The 17,012-nt window shown below is 73.6% G+C and carries 12 protein-coding genes; 2 read left to right on the top strand and 10 right to left on the bottom strand.

The annotated features are described in order from the left end of the window. Window positions 1-106 precede the first annotated feature (106 nt). Window positions 107-2,371, bottom strand: coding sequence for a serine/threonine-protein kinase (locus FH610_RS23820; protein ID WP_205826001.1), 2,265 nt, complete (start codon window positions 2,369-2,371; stop codon window positions 107-109). A 60-nt stretch (window positions 2,372-2,431) separates the two neighbouring features. Next, the gene (locus FH610_RS23815) at window positions 2,432-3,079 is read right to left on the bottom strand and encodes a pyridoxamine 5'-phosphate oxidase family protein (RefSeq protein WP_139576854.1); all 648 of its coding nucleotides are present in this window, start codon (window positions 3,077-3,079) and stop codon (window positions 2,432-2,434) included. Between the two features lie 83 nt (window positions 3,080-3,162). Between FH610_RS23815 and pdxR the strand changes: the two genes are divergently transcribed. Continuing rightward, window positions 3,163-4,548 carry a MocR-like pyridoxine biosynthesis transcription factor PdxR gene (gene pdxR / locus FH610_RS23810; RefSeq protein ID WP_139576853.1) on the top strand — a complete coding sequence of 462 codons (1,386 nt, stop codon included), beginning with the start codon at window positions 3,163-3,165 and terminating at the stop codon, window positions 4,546-4,548. Here pdxR and FH610_RS23805 read toward each other — a convergent pair. The 3 genes from FH610_RS23805 to FH610_RS23795 form a co-directional block, all read right to left on the bottom strand. Next, on the bottom strand, window positions 4,526-5,065 hold the full coding sequence (locus FH610_RS23805) for a hypothetical protein (protein ID WP_139576852.1): 540 nt from the start codon (window positions 5,063-5,065) through the stop codon (window positions 4,526-4,528). The genes pdxR and FH610_RS23805 overlap by 23 nt on opposite strands. 197 nt (window positions 5,066-5,262) lie before the next feature. Then, the gene (locus FH610_RS23800; RefSeq protein ID WP_139576851.1) at window positions 5,263-6,981 is read right to left on the bottom strand and encodes a sigma factor-like helix-turn-helix DNA-binding protein; all 1,719 of its coding nucleotides are present in this window, start codon (window positions 6,979-6,981) and stop codon (window positions 5,263-5,265) included. 134 nt (window positions 6,982-7,115) lie between these two features. Next, window positions 7,116-8,876 (bottom strand): substrate-binding and VWA domain-containing protein, encoded by a 1,761-nt coding sequence (locus tag FH610_RS23795; RefSeq protein ID WP_139576850.1) that lies wholly within the window; start codon window positions 8,874-8,876, stop codon window positions 7,116-7,118. A 113-nt stretch (window positions 8,877-8,989) separates the two neighbouring features. Here FH610_RS23795 and FH610_RS23790 point away from each other — a divergent pair, with 113 nt between their 5' ends. After that, entirely contained in the window at window positions 8,990-9,799 is an 810-nt protein-coding gene (locus FH610_RS23790; protein ID WP_139576849.1) for a TrmH family RNA methyltransferase, read from the top strand. On the opposite strand, the gene FH610_RS23785 is transcribed toward FH610_RS23790, so the two are convergent. From FH610_RS23785 to FH610_RS23765, 5 genes are all read right to left on the bottom strand, one after another. After that, entirely contained in the window at window positions 9,786-10,646 is an 861-nt protein-coding gene (locus FH610_RS23785; RefSeq protein ID WP_139576848.1) for a D-alanyl-D-alanine carboxypeptidase family protein, read from the bottom strand. The two genes, FH610_RS23790 and FH610_RS23785, sit on opposite strands and share 14 nt — an antisense overlap. Then, a complete protein-coding gene (locus FH610_RS23780; protein ID WP_139576847.1) occupies window positions 10,639-11,175 on the bottom strand; it encodes a DedA family protein in 537 nt (178 codons plus the stop codon). Before FH610_RS23780 ends, FH610_RS23785 begins: the two co-directional genes overlap by 8 nt. Window positions 11,176-11,302: 127 nt before the next feature. Beyond that, window positions 11,303-14,680 carry an ATP-binding protein gene (locus FH610_RS23775; RefSeq protein ID WP_139576846.1) on the bottom strand — a complete coding sequence of 1,126 codons (3,378 nt, stop codon included), beginning with the start codon at window positions 14,678-14,680 and terminating at the stop codon, window positions 11,303-11,305. 170 nt (window positions 14,681-14,850) lie between these two features. Continuing rightward, window positions 14,851-15,936: a lysylphosphatidylglycerol synthase domain-containing protein gene (locus FH610_RS23770; RefSeq protein ID WP_139576845.1), complete on the bottom strand. Its 1,086-nt coding sequence runs from the start codon at window positions 15,934-15,936 to the stop codon at window positions 14,851-14,853. 88 nt (window positions 15,937-16,024) lie between these two features. After that, window positions 16,025-16,936, bottom strand: coding sequence for a PIG-L deacetylase family protein (locus FH610_RS23765; RefSeq protein ID WP_240809151.1), 912 nt, complete (start codon window positions 16,934-16,936; stop codon window positions 16,025-16,027). Window positions 16,937-17,012 lie beyond the last annotated feature (76 nt).

The raw sequence follows: 17,012 nt of genomic DNA, 5'->3' as shown, positions 1-17,012 counted from the left end.
GCCTGGGGCCCCCGCCATATGACGAGACCGTAGCTTAGTGATGACGTTGCGAGTGCGATGAAAAGTCACGACTTAGTCAGACTGAGTCGTCAATGATGGTCCGGGGTCATTTGATGCACGGATCCGTCTGCCGGATGATCGTGGAGGCGCCGCCCGCCGCGGCCGGGGAGGTCGAGGCGGTCACGCCGTAGGAGTCGCAGGGCCAGCGGGAGTAGGTGTACGAGGCCGTGACGGTGTAGCCGGTCTTGCCCGACAGGCTGAAGGTCCGGGTGGTCACCGTGGAGCCACCGGTCATCCAGGCGAGGTTCAACCGCACCGCGGAGGTGTTGCCCGCGGTGACGGCGATGGTGGCCGTGGCCGTCGTCCCGTTTATGTCCAGGCTCTGCACGCGTACCTGACCGACGGAGGCGGGGCAGGTCACCGCGACCGAACGCGACGCGGCGCCGCCGGGGGCCGCGGGATCGGTCGAGGCGTCGAACGTGACGCTCTCGCCGCAGGGGCGGCGCGAGAAGGTGTACGACAGCGTCCGCGTGTAGGTCCTCGCCCCGGACAGACGGACCGTCTTCGTCCCGCCGCCCGCCGTGGGCGCGGAGAACCGTCCGGCGAGGTCCACCGGGCCGGTGCCGTCGGTGGTCACCGTCACGGTGGCCGTCGCGACCCCGGCCGAGGACACGACCGGTGTGCCGGCCTTCAGCCCGGTGACGGAGGTCGGGCACGGCGGCGCCTTCGCCGTGGCCTCGCGGGCACCGCCCGGCGCGGCGGGGCCGGTGGTCACGCTCATGCCCCAGGTGCCCGAGCAGACGTGGCCGAGGCCGCCCGAGACGGTGCGGGTGTAGGACGTCGCGCCACTGAGGGTGAGCGTGCGGGTGGCGGTCACCGTGCCGTTGGCGGTGAAACGCACGGTCAGGGTCACCTTGCCCGGCCCGCTCGTCCTGACGGTGACCGTTCCGGCGCCGGTCGCGCCGTCCTTGCCTGCTCCGGCCTTGTACGACAGCCCGCCGACATCCAGGTCGCCGACCTTGACGAGTGGGGGAGAGGGCGACGGCTTCACCGAGGGTGTCGCAGAGGGCCTCGGAGAAGGTTTCGGAGAAGGTTTCGGAGAGGGCTTGGGAGAGGGCTTGACCGTGGGTCCAGGGGTGGGCGCAGAGGTGGGCGCCGCGGACGGGCTCCGCACGGGCGTCTCCGTGGACACCGGCGAGGGGGATTCCGAGAAGGTCTCGTCCGGCGTCTCGTCCGGCGTCTCCTCAGGGACGACCGGCGACGCGGACGCCGTGGCGGGCACACCCGTGTTCCCCGCGCCCGTGTTCCCCGCGCTCGTGTCCTGCGACGCCGCGACCGTGCGCGTCCCGGCCGAGCCGAGAGCGTACGCGCCGATGCCGCCGCCCGCGACCACCACCAGCACGGCCCCGGCGGTGAGCAGGACACCCCTGCTCCTCAGCGACCGCAGCGTCGTGGTGAACAGCGAGGTGCCGGCCTCCGGAGGACGTGTCCGGTTCAGCGGGAACGTCGCGGCCAGGGTGGCGGCGAGCGCGGCCAGCCTGCGGCGGCCCCGCTCCTCCCACGCCGGGCCGTACGCCGCCACGGCGGCCTGCTCCAGCTCGGAGACGAACGCGGTCGCGCTCGCCGGCCGTAGCGCGGGGTCCTTCGCCATGCCGCGCGCGACCAGGTGCCGCAGCGGCTCGGGGACCTCCTCGACCGGCACGGGCGCCGTCCTGTGCATGTGCCGGAGGACGGAGTGCTCGGTCGCCCGGTAGGGCCGGTGCCCGGTCAGGCACTCGAAGAAGACCGCGGTCGCGGCGTACACGTCGGACGCCGGTGAGGCGGCCGTGCCCGTCCACTGCTCGGGGGCCATGTACGGCGGGGTGCCGGCCGGGAAGCCGGGGGCTCCTCCGGCCCGCACGGCGATGCCGAAGTCGGCGAGCTTGCTCGTCCCGTCGGCGGTGACCAGCACGTTCTCAGGCTTGTAGTCGCGGTGGACGACCCCGGTCGCGTGTGCCGAGGCCAGGCCGAGCAGGGAGCCCTTGAGGACGGCGAGCGCGGCCTCGGCGCCCGTCGGGCCCTGCTCGCGCAGCAGCGCCCGAAGGGTGGGGCCGTCGACCAGTTCCATGACGATCGCGGCGCCCCGCCCGGTCTCCAGGTACTCATAGAGCCGCACCACGTGCGGGTCGTCCAGCTCGACGAGCAGGCGGGCCTCCTGCCGGAAACGGGCGACGAATCCCTCGTCCCGGCGCAGGTCCTCCGACAGGTACTTGATCGCCACCGGGGCGCCGGACCCCTCGTGGACGGCGAGGACGACGCGCCCGCCGCCTCCCGCGCCCAGCTCACGCGTCACCGTGTAACCGGGCACATTCCAGTGCTCGGCGGAACTCATACGGCCTCCCTGGCTGATGAAAGGTCGGCCGTAGTGTCGGTGAAACCGCTTGCAATCCGCTTACAGCCGCGGCTGACGGTTCCCGATGTGCGGGGGAACCGGGATGCCGGGCGCGAGGCGCGGGTCGGGCTCGGGAGCGCCCCACGACACGGTGAGCGGCAGCACGCCCGCCCAGACGGGCAGGTCGTAGTCCTCCTCGTCGTCCTTCGGCGGCCCCTGCCGGACCTTCACCGACGCCTCCTCCAGGGACAGGGCGACCACGGCCGTGGCGGCCATCTCCTTGCGGTCCGGCAGGCGTACGGCGTCCCACTGTCCGGGGGCGAGCTGCTCGGTGACGGCCCGCAGGCCGGCGAGCCGTTCCTCGGGGTCGTCCACCATCCGGGCGAGGCCGTAGACCATGGCGGACCGGTAGTTCACGGAGTGGTGGAACGCGGAGCGCGCCAGCACGACGCCGTCGAGGTGGGTCACGGTGACGCAGACCGGGGTGCCGAGCGCGGCCCGCAGCGAGGTGGCGGCGGTGGAGCCGTGCAGGTAGAGGGTGTCGCCGATCCGACCGTAACCGGTGGGGATCACCATGGGGGACCCGCCGGCCAGCACGCCGAGATGACAGATGAGGCCGGCGTCCAGGATCGCGTACAGGTCGGCGCGGTCGGTGCGGGCGCGGTCTTTCGACCGCCTAAGGGTGGTACGGGCGGTTGTGGAGAGCATGTCCGATACGTTAAGCCGAAGTGGACCGCCGGAACACGTCCACTCAGTGCCCATATGGAGAGACCACTTTTGCGGAGAACACTGTGCGTGTGACCATAGATCTGCCGCTGACGGTGGACCGCGAGTCCCCGGTGCCGCTCGCCGCCCAGGTGGCCGGCCAGTTGCGGGAGGCCATGCGCACCGGCCGGCTCAGGGCGGGGGAGCGGCTGCCGTCCACGCGGGCCCTCGCCGCGCTGCTGGGGGTCAGCAGGACCGTCGCGACCGACGCCTACCAGCAGTTGTACGCCGAGGGGTGGCTGGACGGGCGGCACGGCTCGGGCACCTATGTGGCCGACGACACGCTGCCGTACGAGCAGCCCGGCGCGCAGGCGGTCGAGGCTCGCGGGGCCGCCCGCCGCGAGCCGGCGCCCCCGGGATGGGTGGACCTGCGGCCGGGACGGCCGTGGGTGTTCGGGTACGACACGGCGGCCTGGCGGCGGGCCTGGCGCTCGGCCGGCGAGCTCGCGCTGAACGCGTTCCCCGACCCCTACGGCCACCCGGAGCTGCGCGAACTGCTGGCCGACCACCTCCGCAGGGCCAGGGCCGTGCCGGTGGGCGCCGGGAACGTCATGGTCACCAGGGGCACCGGCAACGGCCTCGACCTGATCGCCGCCACGCTGCTCGGGCCGGGGAGCCGGGCCGGGGTGGAGGAGCCCGGCTGGCGGGCCGCCCGGCGGATCTTCGCCTCACGGGGCGCGGAGGTCGTGCCCTGCCCGGTGGACGAGCAGGGCGTGATCGTCGAGGCGCTCCCCGACGACCTGCGGGTGCTCTACACCACGCCCGCGCACCAGTTCCCGGTCGGCGGCAGGCTGCCGATCCCGCGCAGGGAGAAGCTGCTCGCCTGGGCACGCAGGACCGGCGCGATCGTGGTGGAGGACGACTACGACGCCGAGTTCCGCTACGACGTCGCGCCGCTGCCCGCGCTCTACGGGCTCGACCCCGGGCGGGTGGTGCTGCTCGGCACGCTGTCGAAGTCGCTCGGCCCCGACGTCGGGCTCGGCTGGCTGGTCGCCCCCGCCGACCTGCTCGACGCCGTGGCCGAGCGCCGGATGCACCTCGCCGACCGGACGTCGGGGCCGGTCCAGCGGGCCGTGGCGACCCTGCTGGAACGCGGCGACCTCGACCGGCACCTGCGCAGGATGCGGCTGGAGTACGCCCGCAGGAGGGCGGCCATCGTCGAGGCGCTCGGGCCGTACGTGCGGGGCGACACGGCCGGGCTCCACGTCATGGTCAGCCTGCCCGCCGGCGTGGTCCCCGGCCTCGTACGGCGGGCCGGGGAACGCGGCGTGCTCCTGGACACGACCGAGGCCCACCACCAGGGGCCGCCTCGGGTGCACGGCCTCGTGCTGGGTTACGGCTCGGCCTCCCGCGCCGACGTGCGGCGCGGGTGCGCGGTGATCCGGGAGCTCATACCTCCTGAAGGAGCCTGAGCCCTCTTCCGGGCAGGGGGACCTCCAGGTTGAGCGCCTCCTCGCCGATGATGCGGGCGATGTCGATCGATCCCGGGTCGCCCTCCCTGGTGCCGGGCACCTGGGAGTGGCCGAAGTGGCCGCCCCGCGCCCACAGCCGTTTGCTGCGCTCGGCGGTCAGGGAGTGTGGATAGGGCAGCGGAGGGCCGGCCGGCCAGCGGCGCGGCACCTCCCAGGAGTCGAGCCAGGCCAGGATGTCGTCCAGACCGTCGAGCTTGGTGTCGGTGAACGGTTCCCTCGCCGAGCCGATGACTTGGATCTGCACGCAGACCCGTCCGTTCCTGCCGCGGTCCGCGGCGAGCCCGCCGCCCGCCCTGGTGGGCGGGAGCAACTGGACGATCTCCCCGGTCACCGGGTTCCACACCAGGTGGGAGGGCCGGCGGAGCTGGATCAGCCGCTGGGCGACGGACCTGGCCGAGACCCCTTGGGGGTCGGCGGGCCAGATGAACCAGACGGTCCTCGGGGCTCCTCCGAGCATCGCTCCGGAGTCCCCGGGGGAGGGAAGTCGGCTTGCGCCGGGCAGCCATGCTTGGGCCACAATGCCCCCTCAAATCCTCGGTCGCGTCGTTTTTCCCCTTTCAAACTTCCGCTGACACCTCGCGAATCCTGATTGTTACTGGCGGGTGCCAATCTTCCAACGAAGGTGTAACACCTGGTGATTCTGTGACGGATGCGTCAGGCAGAGGGAGTGGCGGCGGCTTCGGCGGCCGGAGGCGGGCCGTCGCCCGACTCGCCCGCAGGATCGGAGGAGGGGCCGGCCGTGGGGCGGGCAGTGGGACCGGTCGTGGTGTCGGAGGTCGGGTCGGGCAGCGGGCCGGAGTCGCCGTTCCCCTCCTGGCCGTCCCAGGTCATCCGGCACGAGGGCCGGCCGGCCGAGGACTCGAAGGTCACCACGCCCCTGCCCGCGACGCCGGGGTCGACGACGGCGAGCGTGACCCGGCCGCTCGCGCCCGCGCGGAGCCTGCCGTGCCGGGGCGAGACCGCGATCCCGCCCGAGGTGACGGCCGTCCACTCGATCACGGCGTTGCGCGCGGCCAGCGTGATCGACGCGCCCGCGGCCCCGCCCAGGTCTCCGGGGCACAGCGCCGTCAGCGCCGGCCTGGGCACGGGCCGCGTACGGGTGGGAGAGGGCCGCGACCGCCCCGAGGGTGCGGTGGTGTGGGGCGGGGCGGTCGCGGCCGATTGGGGGGAACCGTCTGGTGGGGGTGTCTCGTCTCCGGACGCGGCGGGAGTCGCCGTGGGCAGGTCGCTCTCCTCCGGGCCCGGCGTCGAATCTCCGGGGGCAGGCTCTCCGGCGGCGGGGTCTCCGGAGACGGGGCCTCCGGGCGCCGCCGTCGGAGATACGCGTATCGCCTCGAGCCGCTCGGCCGGAGCCTGACCGGAGACCAGCGCGAGCCCTCCGGCGGCGCCGAACACGCAGACGGCGGCGAGCATGACGGGGGCGGTCCGCAGCGGGCGGGAGCGGACCCGCCTGCGCCCTGTCCGCCCGTGCCCTGCCTGCCCGTGCCCTGCCTGCCTGCCGGTGGTCGCGGGGAAACCGCGCCGGTCGAACTCGGCGGTGGTGGCGGCTGTGGTGGCGGTGGCGGCGTCACGCCGGTCGGCGTGGAGCGCGGACTCGATCACCCGGCGGCGCAGGGAGAGCGGGGGGAAGGCGACGGGGATCATGTCGAGCAACCGCTCGGCCGACACGTGCCTGCCCCGGCCCTCACGGCAGATCTCACAGGCCGCGATGTGCTTGCTCAACCTCTTGCGCAGGGGAGGAGCGAGGGGGCCGTCCTGCCAGGAGGCGCCCACGCCGTGGTCGACCAGGGCCGACAGCTCGGGGCAGTGGGCCCGGCCGACCCTGGCCAGCACGAGGGCCGCCGCGGCGTTCTCCAGGTGATCGCGGGCCCGGGTGAGCCGCGCCGACACCTGCCGGGAGGCGAGCCCGAGGACCGATCCGATCTCGGCCGTCGTCAGGCCGTGCCGTACGGCGAGTTCGAGCACCTCGCGCTCGTGGTCGCCGAGTTCCCCCAGCACCTCCCGCACCAGCGCGGCGAGCGGCGGGTCCGCGGACTCCTCCACGGAGATGACGGGTCCGGTGACCTCCTTCCCCCCTCGCGCGGCCCCTTTTCTGGTGGCGCTGTGGAACCGGGTCAGCGCGTACAGCCACGCCCGCAGCCGGGCCGGTTCCTTCAGCCGGTCGGCGCAGCAGGACGCGGCGACGAGGGCGTCGTGCACCGCACGCTCCGCCGCGTCGAGGTCGCGCACCAGCGCGTACGCGTAGTCGCTCAGCCGGTCGGCGTAGGCGTCGTACAGCGCGGCCGTGGCCTGGGCGTCGGCGCCGCCCCCGCGGCGCAGCGCCTCCAGCAGTCGGTGGTCGTCGGCTCGCCCGACGCCGGGCCATTCGGGCAACGAACATTCCTCCCCGTGTGACGGAACCTGGTCTTGCCGGTCCCCACACGAGTGGGACGCCGTCCCCTCTGGCGTCGTTTACGGATCACAGTGTCATGCCCAACCGGCATGACCTGGGAAAACAGGTGCGGATGTTACTGGAGGCGGCGCGCGATGCCCTTGAGGAAGATGTTGCGGATCTCCAGGACCGTCTGCGGGAAGTAGGCGGCGCCGCCGGTCGCCTTGGCGATGGAGGTCATCTGCGTCCGGTCCTCGTCCTTCTGCGTGTTGAACGAGATGATCAGGATGCTCACCGGCCGCTTGGGGTCGTAGGCGTCCTTCAGCTTGCGCAGGATCTCGGCGTTGGAGACGCCGCCGTTCGGGTCGTCGTTGCCGACGCCGTCGGTGAACAGCAGGATCGTGTTGACCTTGTCGGGCTCGTACTCCTTGGTCATCTTCTGGTAGGCGGCCCACAGGGTGTCGTTCAGGCCGGTGTTGCCCGTGGGAATGGCCTTCGCCTGACGCAGTGCCTGCGCGATCATTTCGCGGCGGGTCACCCCGTTGACCTGCTGGGCCAGCGGCCCGATCTGCACGACGGGCTTCCAGTCAACGCCCTCGCCGCGCAGGTTGTCGGAGAAGGCCCAGATGCCCATCTCGGCCTTGTCCGGGAAGAGCTTCAGGCCCTCGACGGTGAGGTCGCTGATCGCGCGCATCCGGCTCACACCGGTTTTGTCGGCGGGCAGCGCCATGGTCCCGGAGATGTCGATGAGGGAGAGCAGCCTGGTGCCGAGCTTGATCTGGTGCCACGCCTGCGAGAGGCGGGTGACGGTCGCGGCGTCCGGCAGCGGGATCGCGGCCGGCTTCTTCGCGTTCACGCCGTTGTCGGGCTTCAGCAGGCTGCCGCCCTTGCCGTCGGGCGCGCGGAAGCCGTAGTCCTGGACGGTCTTCCTGCCGTTGGGCGAGGTGACCTCGGTCGCCAGGGCCTGCGCCGCCTTGCGCGTCGTGGCGTCCTTCGCCGTGACGATGATCGGGTAGTCGAGGCTGATCGTGCCCTCGGCCGGATAGAGCGCGACCGCCGGGTTCGAGGGGGTCGTCGTCGTGTTGTACGACCACACGGCCTGCTCGGACGTCACGCCGACCGGGATGCGGGCCGCGGCCTTGGTCAGCGTGGCGAACATGCTGTCGGGGGTCGACACGGTGGACTCCGACAACTGGCGCAGCACGCCGACGAGCGTCTCCTCGCTGCCGCCTCCCTGCTTGAGCACGGCGGCCCCGGCGAGCAGCGCGCCGAGGCCGGCGGCGTTCTGCGTGGGATCGAGCGCGAGCACGCGCACCTTCCGCGCCAGGCCGTCGGGGTTGGCGGCGTTCGCCGCGCTCATCAGGCCGGTCCAGCTCGGGCTGAAGGCCGACTGGAGCTTGTCCGCGCCGGTCTTGGACGCGGCGAGCACGACGGGGGTGCTCGCGGCGTTCCCGGCGGGCTCCGGCGCGTCCTTGACGCCGCTCAGCCACAGGCTGGAGTCGGGGATCCACAGGTCGGGGTCCAGCTTGCCGCTGGTGGGACCGGTGCCCGCCATCGCGTTGGCGACGTCGGCCGGCTCGGCGGCCTTGACCGTGACGGCGACGCACTTGCCGTCGAGGGCCTTGCCCGACTTGCCGAACCTGGTGGCGATCTTCTGAACGGCGGGCTGGATGTCGGGCGCGGCGACGACCGAGAGCTTGACCTTCTCGCCGGCGCAGCCCGGGCTCTTGTTCACCACCACGTACGCGGCGACGCCGAGGAGCACGGCCAGGGCGACCGCGCCGGCCAGCGGGACGAACACCGTCCCCCGCCCGGCCCGCCGCCGCGGCGGCGGCGGGGGCTCGTACTGGGGGTCGAAGCCGCCATCGAGTTCGTCTGTGCGGTGCCGTCCGCCCACGGTGCTCTCTCCGATGTCGACTGGCCGTAACAGGTTTACGGAACGATACTGGCAAAAGTCATAACTTGCGCCTGATGTGCGGGAGTCCCCCTCGCAGGCCGTAGCCTTGGCCCGTGGTCATCCCGGTCGAGGACGCCGCCGATCCGCGCCTGTCGGACTACGTGCGGCTGCGCGACGTCGATCTGCGCAAGAGTGTCGAGAGCGAGCGCGGGCTGTTCGTCGCCGAGGGCGAGAAGGTCATCCGGCGGGCGATCGGCGCGGGCCATCCGGTGCGCTCGGTGCTGACCACGGCCAAGTGGCTCGACGCGCTGGCCGACGTCGTCGAGGAGGCCACCGTCTATGTGGTCTCCGACCGGGTGATGGAGGGGATCACCGGCTTCCAGGTGCACCGGGGCGCGCTCGCCGCGATGGAGCGCACCCCGCTACCCCCGGTCGGCGAACTCCTCGCGGACGCGGGGTCGCGGATCCTCGTCCTGGAGGACCTGGTCGACCACGGCAACGTGGGGGCGATTTTCCGCTGCGCGGCGGCGCTCGGCGTCGGCGCGATCGTGCTGTCACCGCGCTGCGCCGACCCCCTCTATCGCAGGGCCGTCAAGGTGTCGATGGGGGCGGTGTTCGCGATCCCGTACGCCCGGATGACCGACTGGCACGGCGGTCTGGCGGAGATCAGGGCGGCCGGGTTCCGCCTGCTGGCGCTCACGCCCGACCAGTCGGCGGTGCCGCTGGACAAGGCCCCGCTGTCCGGCCGGGTCGCGCTGATGCTCGGCTCGGAGGGCGACGGGCTGTCGTCCCACTGGCTGCACGAGGCCGACCAGCCCGTCTGCATCCCGATGAGCCCGCGGGCGATGGACCTCGGCGTCGACTCCCTGAACGTGGTGGCCGCCGCGGCCGTCGCCTGTCACGGCCTGCTCAGGGGAGCGTGACCCCGGCCCCCGCCTCGGCACTCTCGCCGGTGTCCTGGCCGACCCAGTCGAGCAGCTTGCGTGCCGTGGCGAACCTCGCCTTGTCGCTGCGCTCGCCCAGCACGACCCCGACGTACGTGCGCCCGTCCCGGACGGCGGCGAACGACAGGCAGTAGCCGGCCTGGTTGGTGAAGCCGGTCTTCAGCCCCACCGCGCCGTCGTCCAGCAGGTCGTTGGTGTTGCGCCACACGTGCGCCCGGTGGAGGGCCGACTTCCCGGCCACCCGCTTGGGCGTCCTGGCGATGGACGCGATCACGGGGTCGCGCAGCGCCGCCACGGCCAGCGTCGCCTGGTCGCGGGCGGTGGAATACCCCTTCGACGGCAGCCCGTCGGGGTTGGCGTAGCGGGTGTCGCGCAGGCCGAGAGCCCGCGCCGCGTCGTTCATCTTGGCGACGAACTTCGCCGTCCCCGGGCCGTACCGCTCGGCCAGGGCGTGGGCGGCGTCCGCCCCCGAGGGGAGCATGAGCCCGTAGAGCAGGTCACGCACCGTGAGCCGCTCGCCCGCCCGCAGGCCCGCCGTCGTGGCGCCGCCCGCCGTCGCGTGCCGTACGTCGGCCTTGGTGATGGTCACCACGTCGTCCAGCCGGGCCTGCCGCCGCACCACGTAGGCGGTCATGACCTTGGTCAGGCTCGCGACCGGCACGCGGCGCGTCTCGCGCTTGGCGAACTGGACCGTTCCCTCCGTGGTGTCCACCAGGTAGGCCTCCCTGGCCGTGACCGAGGGCGCTTCAGCGGCCTGAGCGGGCGCGGCCGCGGTCCCTGCCGTGACGAGGGCGGCGGCCAGCGCGATGAGTACCCCGTTACGCATCCCGACATGATCGCACGGCTTCGGGTGCGGCGGGCGCGTCCCCGTTCCCGCCCCTCCTCCTGCGGCGCCGTACGAGGAGGGCGACCGCCAGGGCCGCGACGGCGACGACGGCGGCCGCCAGCGCGGGGGACCGGGCCGCCAGCGACAGCCAGGCCCACAGGAGCGAGTAGAGGCCGAAGGAGGCGACCGGCACCCAGGTCAGGCAGCCGAGCGCGCTGGCCACCACATACCAGCGGTAGTTCACCCGCAGCGCCCCCGCGACCCACGGCAGCGTGTGCCGCAGGCCCGGCACCCAGAAGCAGCCGTAGACGGCGAGCGCGCCCCACCGGCGCACCACGTTCTCCACGCGCTCAATCCGCTCCCGGCCGATCCTGCGGCCCATCCGCGAGCGGTAGAGCGCCTCGCCGAGCCTGCGGCCGACCCAGTAGTACACCTGGAACGCGCCGAACAGGGCGACCGCGCCGACCGCGACGACCAGCCACAGGGGGAGGCCGAACACGGAGGCGGCCGTAGGGTCAGGGATCCGCACGTGCTCTCACCGCCGGTCATCGGGGCAGTCATTTAGGCAAGCCTCACCTTAGCGCCCCGGATCGCGCTGATTGCACGCGAATGTCAACCGGCGATCGATCCGTCCTCTCCCTGCCTCCTCTGCTCGCTCATCTGTTCGCGAGCGCCCCGCGCGCCTCGGCGACCCAGCGGGGCACACCCACCCGCTCGGCCACGGCCAGCGCCTTCTCGTAGTGGTCGCGGGCCGGCAGGCCGAGCCGTACGGCGAGGTCGCCGAGCGTCTTCGCCACCGGCCACAGGGCGACCACGCCGGTGCCCGCCCCGGCGATGCGGTCGCGGAACGGCGCCAGCTTCTCGTATGCCTCCCGCATCCGGCCCTCGTCGTCCAGCAGCATCCCGGCGAGCGCCCGCCAGATGAGGGCGAGCTCGTAGAGGAAGTCGGTGCGGACCGGCTCCCGGCTCGCTGCCACCACCTGGGCGTCCCTCACGTGCCCGGCCGAGGCGAGCGCCACGGCGTACGCGTCGAGCGTCCACTTCGCGCCGCGCTGGTGGGCCTCGCCCAGCGGCTCGGTCATCTCGGCGGCCCGCCCGTCCACCAGGTGCAGGCAGAACGTGGCGATCAGCGGCAGGTCCTGGCGGCCTTCGAGCATGCCGGCCCGCGCGGTCAGCCGTGCCGCGTTCCGGTAGGCCCGCTCGGCCCCCGCGTAGTCACCGGTGATCATCAACCGCTGCCCGGCGTACCACGCCCCGACGGCCGCGGGGGCGGGCAGGGCGTACTGCCGCCCGAGGCGTTCGGCCTGCGCGAGGTGCTCGTCGGCCTCGGCGAAGTCGCCGCGGGCCGCCGCGCACTCCAGCAGCACGAGGTGCGCCAGCGTCTGCACCGAGATCTGGCCCGACTCCGCCCCGACCCGCAGCAGCTCACGGCCGATGGTCTCGCGCTCGTCGACCTGCGTCAGCGTGTACGACTGCCGCAGCCGCCCGCTGAGCGCCATCGCCAGCAGCGCGGGGTCGCCGCTCGACCTGGCCAGCTCCTCGGCCTCCAGCGACGCCTGGTAGCCGCGCTCGGTGGCCGACCCCTCCAGCTCCAGGGCCAGCGTCGCGAGCAGGCTGGCCCGCAGCGACTGCTCGCCCTGCGGCAGCTCGACCAGCGCCTTCTCGGTGACGTCGACGATCTCCCAGGCCGTGCGCGTGAAGTCGCGGGCGATGCCCTTGTGCGGCACCGCGAGCGCCGCCGCGACCCGGGCGGTCAGCTCCAGATCGCCGAGGGGCAGCGCGACCGACATCGCCTCCCCCCGGTGCGCGCGGGCGGCGGTCATGTCCCCGCACAGTGCCAGCGCCCTGATCATCCGCAGCTGAAGCTCCAGCCGGTCGCGTACCGAGCCACGGCCCGCGTGGGCCCGGCCTGTGTGAGCCCGGCCTGTGGCGGCACGGTCGAAGGCGGCGATGGCCTGCTGCCAGAGCGTCGCGGCCTCCCGGTGGGCGAACCTGCGCTCGGCCTGCTCGGCCGCCAGCCCGGCGTACCGTACGGCCTTCGCGGCGGTCTCCACCGTGCCCGCCGCGTCGTAGTGGTGGGCCAGCGCGGCCACGTCGTTCGGGCTGCGCTGCTCGATCACCGAGGCGACCGCGGCGTGCAGGCGCGAGCGGCGCAACCGGGAGGCGTCCGAGTAGAGCGTGTCCCTGACCAGGTCGTGGTCGAACCTGAGCAGGCCGGGGCCCGGCTCGGTCACCAGCCCGGCGAGCAGCGCCGCCTCGACCGCGTCCACCACGGCGTCCTCGTCGCCGGACACATCGACCAGGACGTCCACGTCCACATCGCGGCCGATCACGGCGGCCTGCAGCAACACCTGCTGGGCCCGCTCGGGCAGCCGGGCGATCCGCCGCCGCAGCACGTCGCGCACGCCCGAGGGCACCTCGGAGATGTCGGCCTCGGCCTCGAACAGCCGGGCCGTCTCCTTGACGAAGAACGGGTTGCCCCCGGCCCGCTCGACGATCGTGCTGACGACCTCGTCGTCCACGTCGTGCACGCAGGTCGCCCGGACGAGCTCCGCCACCGCGGCGTCGTCGAGGCCGCCGAGCCCCACGCGTACGGGGTCGAGCCGGGCCAGCGCGGCCAGCACGTCCTGCTGCTGGTCGTTCAGCTCGCCGTCGCGGCAGGTCACCACGACGAGCACGCGGCTGGCCGCGAGCAGGCTGGGCAGCGCGCGCAGCAGCGCGAGCGTCTGGTCGTCGGCCCAGTGCAGGTCCTCCAGGAGGATCAGCAGCGGGGCCTCGCGCGCCACGGCCGACAGGTAGCCGCCGACGGCCCGGTGCAGCCGGAAGCCGCCCGACGCCTCGTCGTCGGCGATGTCGGGAGCGGCGTCGTCGAGCAGCGGCGCCAGCAGCGCGGCGTACTCGCCCGCGCCCCTGCGGGCGACCAGGGCGCGCAGCACCTCGACCCAGGCCCAGCCGGGCGGGGTCGCCGTGCTGTCGGGGCAGCCACCGGTCGCCCCTATCCAGCCGTCGCCCTCCAGCCGCTCGAACAGCCGCCGCACCAGTGTGGTCTTCCCCGCGCCGGGATCGCCGCTGACGACGGTGACCGTGAACCGGCCCGCCTGGGCGCGGGGCGCGGCGGCGGCGAGCGCGGCCAGTTCGGCGTCGCGCCCGACGAACGGCTCGGGCTCCAGCGGCGGGGCGTCGCCGGTGGCGAGCGGCCGGGGCGGCCAGGTCGCGGTGATCTCGGCGGGCCGCCGGGGCGCGGGGAGCACGAGGTCGAGCCCGGGGTCCTGGGCCAGGATGTCCGACTCCAGCTTCCGCAGCGCCGGCCCGGGGTCGATGCCCAGCTCGTCGGACAGGATCGTGCGGGCCCGGCGCAGCGCGGCGAGCGCGTCGCCCTGCCGCCCGCACCGGTACAGCCCGAGCGCGAGCAGCCGCCAGCCCTCCTCGCGCAGGGCGTGCTCGGTGGTCAGCGCCTCCAGGTCGGGCACGGTCTCGGCGTGCAGGCCCATCCGCAGCCCGGCGTCGGCGTGCCGCTCCCTGGCCACCAGGCGCAGCTCGCTCAGCCGCGCCACCTCCGCCTCCGCCCAGGACTGGTCGGCGAAGTCCGAGTACGGCGTGCCCTGCCACAGCGCGAGCGCCGAGTCCAGCCGGGCCCGGGCGGCCTGGGGGCTCTCCTCCAGCCGCTCCCCGGCCGAGCGGACCATGGCCTCGAAGCGGAGCGCGTCCACCTGTTCCGGGGCGGCGCGCAGGGCGTACCCCGACGCGACGGTCACGAGCAGGCGGTTGGGCCCGCCGCGCGGGCGGTTGGGCTCAAGCACGCGGCGCAGCCGGGAGATGTAGACCTGCAACCCCGACTGGGCGCCCTTGGCGGTGTCGTCGTCCCACAGGTCGAACAGCAGGGTGTCCACGGGCACGACCTGGCCGCGCGCCACGAGCAGGCGGGCCAGCACGGCGCGCTGCCGCAGCCCGCCCAGGTCGAGCTCGTCGGTGCCGTCGTGCGCCCCCACCGGACCGAGGACCCGGAACGTCACCGGGCTCGTCGGGGGGGTCATCGGGCGCTCCTCCGCTGTCGTGCGTCGTGCCTGCCGGCCGCCGCTGGTCGTCCTATCTCAGGCGTCACCGTATGCGCGCCCGCGAAGGGGCACAAGGCATTCACCAACCCGGACACCCTCACCTTCTCGCCCCGCGAGTGTAGGAGATCGGCAGGGTGACCCGCAGTTGATCAGCGGACCCGGGTGCGGTGCGGGGAGGCGGCCGATTCCGCCTCCGCGTTCGCGGCGCGGGTCTCCCGCCTGCGCAGCAGGGCCCATCCGCCGAGCGCGAGCCCGCCCCAGGGGATCTCGATGGTGTAGGTCCAGAAGCCGAACAGCACGGCGGCCGCGGTGGCCCCGCCGGCGGGCTGGCCGAACGCCCCGATCAGCAGCGTGGCGACGCCCCCCTCCATGATCCCCGCTCCGCTGGGCGTGACGAGGGCGGTGGTGAGGACGCGGCTGAGCGCGAAGACGGCGACGGTCTCGGCCGGTCCCGGGTACGAGTCGGTGGCGACCAGGCAGGCGGCCATGATCAGGCACTGCAGGACGAGGAAGGCGACCATCCCGAGCGACAGGCCCGCCCACCGGCTGTGGATGATGTCGGCCGTGTCCCTGCGCAGCCGTTCGATCGCCGCCGACGCCGCGTGCTCCGCCGGGCGGAACCGCCGGGGCGCGAGCCGTACGAGCCCGTCGAGGACGCGGCCGAGGACGGCGGCCGCGCGGTCCCAGTACAGCGCCGTGGCGACGACGGCGACGAGGACGAGGATCGAGACGGCCCCGACCCAGCCCGCCTTGGCGACCGTGGGATTGGTGGCCTTGCCCGCCATCAGCAGGCACACGATCCCCACGGCGGGCAGGATGAACCGGAACAGCGAGTTCCAGATGCCGGTGACCAGCGTGTAGACGACGATCGGCCGGTTGGCGAAGCCCCAGCCGCGGGTCATGCCGAACGTCAGGGCCACGCCCGCCGCGCCGCCGAACGGCAGCAGGTTGCTGACCGCGCTTCCCGCCGCGTTGAGCGTGAGCGCCTGCGTGTGCGTGAGGCCGGGCAGCGCGGAGGTCATCACGAACGTGTACGCCCACAGGCTCGCCAGCCACAGGACGGTCATCAGCGCGATCGTCTGCCATCCGAGACCGCCGAACTGGTGCCCGATCTCCGTCCAGCTCACGGTGGCGCCGGTCAGCGTGTGCACGATCTCCGGGAGATAGAGCACCAGCGCCGCGGCCAGCCCGAGCGAGACCACAGACAGCGCGATCTGCAGCCACTTCCTGTTCACCCGCGTACGCCCCCAGTCCGGTGTCGGTCCCCTCCAGTCTGCCGGGCCCCGGGGGCGGCCGAATCCTCCTGGCGGAGGATCACGCCCCTTAGGGGGTGGCCTGCGGACTGCCGTCGAAGGGATGCCGCAGGCGGGTGCCGCGGGGCAGGCCGCGGCGTACGTACCACTCGGTGCCGAAGACGAAGCGGTAGGCGAACCCGGGGATCTTCAGCATCGCGCCCAGCGTGCGGTCGCCCGCGCCGCCGGTGGCCTGGCTGGCGTGGGCCGCCATCGCCGCCCGCTTGGCCTTGGCGTACTTGCGCACGTTGACCCGATGGGTGATCGCGTCGCGGGGCGAGTAGGCCCGCTCGAAGCTCCGCACGTCGATCGCCGGGTAGAACCGGGAGGCCAGCCGTACGCCTTTCAGCAGCAGGTCGCGGTCGACCGTCGCCTCCAGCACGATGGGCGTCCCGGCGATCTCCGCGGCCCGGCTTCCGACCCGGTAGACCTGCACGTGGTCGGGGTGGCCGTAGCCGCCGGCCGGGTCGTAGATCGTGAGCAGGTCGGCGGCCTCCTCCTTGAGCACCGAGGCCAGCCCTTGCGCGGCCTCCTCGATGTCGGCGTCGATGAACGCGTTGTCCGGCCGGTCGTCGGCCACGCCGCCGTCGATGGCCAGGCCGGAGTCGCCGTAGCCGAGCAGCACGACCCGGGCGCAGCCCAGGGCCGCGGCCGAGCGGTGCAGCTCGTCCATGCGGGCTCTGCCCAGCTCCTCGCCGTGGGGGAGGTCGGCGAGGCCGCGCTCGCCGGCCGTCGCGACGACGAGCACCACGCGATGCCCCTCGTTGGCCAGCATGGCCATGGTCCCGGCGGTCAGCAGCGCCTCGTCGTCGGGATGGGCGTGGAAGAACACCGCCGTCCTCATCGCGCCCCACGGAACGTCGTCATCGCGTGCTCCACTCGTCAGCGCCATCGCGGCTGCCGTCGCGGCTGCCGTCGCGGCCAGTTCCGCCCATGATCCCACGTGGCCCAGGTCGCGCGACGTCGCCCTCCCCGTGAGCAGTCTGAATAGGCGTGCGGTTTGATGGGCGTGGCGTGCT

This window comes from Microbispora catharanthi, from assembly GCF_006334915.2.
Lineage (GTDB): Bacteria > Actinomycetota > Actinomycetes > Streptosporangiales > Streptosporangiaceae > Microbispora > Microbispora catharanthi.
The sequence above is the reverse complement of the archived record's forward strand: the minus strand, read 5'-3'. Positions and strand labels throughout refer to the sequence as shown.